The sequence below is a fragment of the Kitasatospora sp. NPDC051702 genome (genome assembly GCF_040681575.1).
GTDB lineage: Bacteria > Actinomycetota > Actinomycetes > Streptomycetales > Streptomycetaceae > Kitasatospora.
The window spans coordinates 1-4,124 of record NZ_JBFAZB010000101.1; the positions used below are offsets into that span (position 1 = coordinate 1).

Annotated in this window: 5 protein-coding genes; 3 read left to right on the forward strand and 2 right to left on the reverse strand. The window is 74.2% G+C overall.

The genetic code is table 11. The annotated features are described in order from the left end of the window. Positions 1-217 precede the first annotated feature (217 nt). A complete protein-coding gene (locus AB0N04_RS38400; RefSeq protein WP_360223171.1) occupies positions 218-625 on the forward strand; it encodes a CBS domain-containing protein in 408 nt (135 codons plus the stop codon). A 63-nt stretch (positions 626-688) separates the two neighbouring features. Here the strand turns inward: AB0N04_RS38400 and AB0N04_RS38405 are convergent, their stop codons facing one another. Continuing rightward, the gene (locus AB0N04_RS38405; RefSeq protein ID WP_360223168.1) at positions 689-1,132 is read right to left on the reverse strand and encodes an SRPBCC family protein; all 444 of its coding nucleotides are present in this window, start codon (positions 1,130-1,132) and stop codon (positions 689-691) included. 148 nt (positions 1,133-1,280) lie between these two features. Further along, a complete protein-coding gene (locus AB0N04_RS38410) occupies positions 1,281-2,243 on the reverse strand; it encodes a chlorophyllase (protein ID WP_360223165.1) in 963 nt (320 codons plus the stop codon). 219 nt (positions 2,244-2,462) lie between these two features. Between AB0N04_RS38410 and AB0N04_RS38415 the strand changes: the two genes are divergently transcribed. Together AB0N04_RS38415 and AB0N04_RS38420 are read left to right on the forward strand one after the other, a co-directional pair. Beyond that, positions 2,463-3,059, forward strand: a complete 597-nt coding sequence (locus AB0N04_RS38415; RefSeq protein WP_360223162.1) for a TetR/AcrR family transcriptional regulator — start codon at positions 2,463-2,465, stop codon at positions 3,057-3,059. Between the two features lie 169 nt (positions 3,060-3,228). Further along, complete coding sequence (locus AB0N04_RS38420) at positions 3,229-4,017, forward strand: VOC family protein (RefSeq protein WP_360223159.1); 789 nt, start codon at positions 3,229-3,231, stop codon at positions 4,015-4,017. Positions 4,018-4,124 lie beyond the last annotated feature (107 nt).

A 4,124-nucleotide genomic window follows, 5' to 3' on the forward strand; every position in this document is an offset into this window, starting at 1 on the left:
GTCCTCCAGGCCGGCCTGGCCGCCCTGTTCACCCGGCTCGGCGCCGGCACCGACATCCCGCTCGGCACCGGTGTCGCCCGCCGCCCGGCGGCCGTGCCCGGTTCCGACGGCGGCGGCAGCCGGTACCCCTAGGGTCCGTCGAACGCCGTCAGCCGTCCCGCCGTCCGTGCCCCGATCACCGCCGACGCCGGCGGACCCGACACGAAGGACTTCGCCCGTGACCGACACCCTCGAACAGCCCTCGACCGGCGCAACGGTCGGCGACCTCATGCAGCGCCCGGAACTGCAGATCAGCGACGACGTCATGGTCGACACCGCGATGGACATCCTGCAGAGCTCCGGCGCGGACCACCTGCTCGTCCGCGACGACGACGGGCGCTGCGCCGGGCTGCTGACCCGGCTGCACCTCGCGCCGTTCCAGGCCCGGTCCTGGTACACCGAACGCACGCCGGTCCGCGACATCGTCCTCGACCGCGCCCCGTTCGCCACCGTCGACATGCCCGCCGGCGCGGCCGCCGCCGCCATGCGCTCCCGTGGCCTGGACGCGTGGCCGGTGGTGGACCACGACGGTCACCTCGTCGGTCTGCTCAGCTTCCCGGAGGGCGCCGGGCCGCTCAGCGGCTGAACAGGTGATCGGCCGAGCGGCCGAGCAGGTCGACGGATCAGCCGGTGAGCGGCCGTGGCCGGGTCAGGACCGCTCGACGGCCTCCTTGATCCGGCGGCCGAAGTCTGGAGCGTCCTTGCGGGCCGCGTGGAGTGCCGGGCCGAGCAGGACCTTGCCGAGTCCGTGGCCTTCGAGCACGTTGAAGACGCGGACCCTGGTCCGGCCGTCCGGCAGGGGCTCTAGGTCGTAGCCGCCCTCGGCGGTGATGAGGTTGGTGCTCTGCTCGCTCCAGCGGATCGTGTGCGGCGCCTCCAGGCCGGTGATGCGGAACTCCCGGGAGGTCTTCACCCCCGCGTCCTTCACCCTGCTGCGGAAGACCGTCCCGACGGCGGTCGGGCCGTCCGGGGTCCTGGTGATCTCCAGGACCCGGGGGCTGAACTCGGGGTCGTGGCGGCCGTCGGCGAGGTACGCGAAGACCTCCTCCACGGGCCGGTCGACCTCGACGCTCGCCTCGAACAGTCCGGACATGTCGGCTCCTCAGGGTGGGCCGGGTGGGCGTGTCACCGCCAGGATTCCAGACAGTCCCGACCGCCGCCTTCCGGCCGCGGCGGAGGGCCGGGACGGGCTGTGCACCGGGTCGACCCACCCGCCCGACCCGGTGCGCCGCGGGGAGCCGCTACTTGACGTCGACCCGCCCGAGCGGCTCCCCGGGCCCCGCCGTCAGGGCGTCACGCGCCTCCTGCCAGGCGGGATCCCCGGGGTGGAGCGCGGTGCGGAGGTAGGCCCGGGTGAGCCGCTGGACCGCCGCGACCCGCCCCGGGTCCTCGTCGGTGGTTTCGGCGACGTCGTACCCGGAGATCCCGCCGAGCCCGTGTTCCGCGCCGTACAGGGTGAGCAGGGCCTTGGGGCCCGGGGCGAGCTCGTACGGATCGGCGTGCCAGTCCGCGCCCCGGACGGTCAGGTGGGCGGAGTCGTCCTTGTCGCCGGCGACCACGAGGGCGGGCGTCGTCATCGTGGAGAAGTCCGTGGTCAGCAGGAAGGGGAGGTTCTCGGCGATGGGTGCGGTGAGGGCGTCACCGCCCCGGCCGGGCGCGGCGAGCAGTACGCCCGCCGTGATCCGGGGCTCGGCGAGGTCCACCTCCGCACCGGTCTGCGGATCGGTGAGCCGGGCGCCGAGCAGCAGGCTCGCGGTGTGGCCGCCCATCGAGTGGCCGGCCACGGCGACCCTGGTCCAGTCCACGCGCCCGAGGAGCTGCGGGACCGCGGCCTCGATCGCGTCGGCCCGGTCGAGGACGAAGGTCATGTCCTCGGCGCGCGAGCGCCAGTACAGGGGTGCCCCGGGGGTGTCCGGGTCGAGGCTCAGCGTCGTCGAACTCAGGTGGGTGGGCTGGATCACGACGAACCCGTGTGCCGCCCAGTCATGGGCGAGGGGCGCGTAGCCGTTGAGTGAGGAGAGGTGGTTCGAGTAGCCCTGGCCGTGGGAGAGGAGGATGACCGGCAGGTCGTTCCCGGTCACGGGCGCGGAGACCCGCAGTTCCAGGTCGACGGCCCGCTCGGGCGCCGGCAGCACCACCGGACTGACCGAGAGGACGGGGGTGGGCGGGGCGGGGGTGCGGGTCGGGAGGGTCGGTTCACTCATCGTGCGGGTCTCCGTTCGGTGGCCTCGGCCGTCGGCCCCGTTCGGTCGGCGGCGGGAAGGCAGTCAGGCAGGCAGGCAGGGGAATGGCAGGGGGCAGAACGCCGGGAGGGCAGGGGAAGGCAGGGGCGTCCGCTTCGACTAGGCTTAAGCGGGACGCTGTTCCACTTACGATACGGAACATCGTTCCGCTTAGTCAACGACCACCGGAAGGAGAGCGGAGTGCCCACGACAGGCCAGTCCGGGGAGGTGCCGGCCCGCGGCAAGCGGGCCGACGCGCTGCGCAACCAGCAGGCACTGCTGGCGGCCGCCGCCGAGGTCTTCGTCACCTCCGGCGTCGACGCGCCGATCCGCCAGATCGCGGCCAGGGCGGGCGTCGGGACCGGGACGATCTACCGCCACTTCCCCACCCGGGCGGATCTCGTCGTCGGCGTCTACCGCCACCAGGTCGAGGCCTGCGCCGAAGCCGGTCCGGAGCTGCTGACCGCCGCCGACTCCCCGTTCGCAGCCCTCCGCCGGTGGGCCGACCTCTTCGTCGACTTCCTGGTCACGAAGCACGGGCTCGCCGGCGCGCTGCAGTCGGACAGCAGCGGGTTCGAGGCCCTCCACGCCTACTTCCTCGACCGTCTGGTCCCGGTCTGCGGACGGCTACTCGACGCCGCGGCCGAGGCCGGCGAGATCGACCGCGGCATCGAGCCGTACGAACTGATGCGCGGCATCGGCAACCTCTGCATCGGCCGCGACGACGACCCGCGCTACGACCCCCGACGCCTGGTCGAGCTGCTCCTCCGGGGGCTGCAGCGGCCGCCGTCGCCCTGACCGCGGCGACGGGCGCTCCCGGTCGGCCGGGCTCCCGCCGGGGAACCGGCCGAACGGATGACCGGGGGCGTCCGGTGCACGCCCCCGGCCGCCGCCCGCTGCCAGGCTGGTTCCGGACTCCCGGGCCCCGCCGGCCCGGGAGCAGGACCACACGCGACAGGAGCACCTGATGCTGACCTCCACGCAGACCCCGGGCGGGCTGAACTGGCTCGACCTGGGAACGCCCGACGTCGATGCCGCCGTCGCCTTCTACGGGGCCGTGTTCGGCTGGGAGTTCGCCTCCGCTGGGCCCGAGGCCGGGGGCTACGGGTTCCTCCGCAAGGACGGCCGGACGGTCGCCGCCGTCGGCCCGCTGACCGAGGAGGGCGCGAGCTCCGCGTGGACGGTGTACTTCCGCAGCGTCGACGCCGACGCCACCGCCCGGGCCGTGGAGCAGGCCGGCGGCACCGTCCGCTTCCCGCCGGTGGAGGTGTTCACGGCCGGCCGGATGGCCGGTTTCACCGATCCGACGGGCGCCGAGTTCGCCGTGTGGGAGCCGCGGGACACCGACGGCCTGGAGCTCTTCAACGAACCCGGCAGCGTCAGCTGGATCGAGCTGTACACCACCGACGGCCCGGCGGCGAAGGCCTTCTACCGCAGCGTCCTGGCGTGGGAGACCCGGGACATGCCGATGGGGGGCGGCGTCGCCTACACCATCGCCGGGCCCGCCGGCGGCGGCGAGCGGACCATGCACGGCGGCATGCTGCAGCTGGGACAGGAGCACCTGGACGCCGGATCCGGCTCCGAATGGCACCCGTACGTCGAGGTGGAGGACTGCGACGGCACCGTCGCCCGCGCCGTCGGGGCGGGCGCCACCGTGATCATCCCGGTCATGGACGCCCCGGGCGTGGGGCGCATCGCGATGCTGCTCGACCCGTTCGGCGCCCCGTTCGCGGTCATCACCAGCGCCCCGCGCTGAGCCCCCGCGGGCGGGCGTGCGAACGGCGCCGTCGCGCCCCTCGTGGTGGGGGTGCGGCGGCGCCGTGGCGGTGGTGCTTGGGGGGGTGTTACTTGGTGAGGCCGGCC

Excerpts from the sequence above, each read along its gene's own strand:
- AB0N04_RS38410 (WP_360223165.1), bottom strand. The coding sequence starts at position 2,243 with ATGAGTGAACCGACCCTCCCGACCCGCACCCCCGCCCCGCCCACCCCC.
- AB0N04_RS38420 (WP_360223159.1), top strand. The coding sequence starts at position 3,229 with ATGCTGACCTCCACGCAGACCCCGGGCGGGCTGAACTGGCTCGACCTG.
- AB0N04_RS38405 (WP_360223168.1), bottom strand. The coding sequence starts at position 1,132 with ATGTCCGGACTGTTCGAGGCGAGCGTCGAGGTCGACCGGCCCGTGGAG.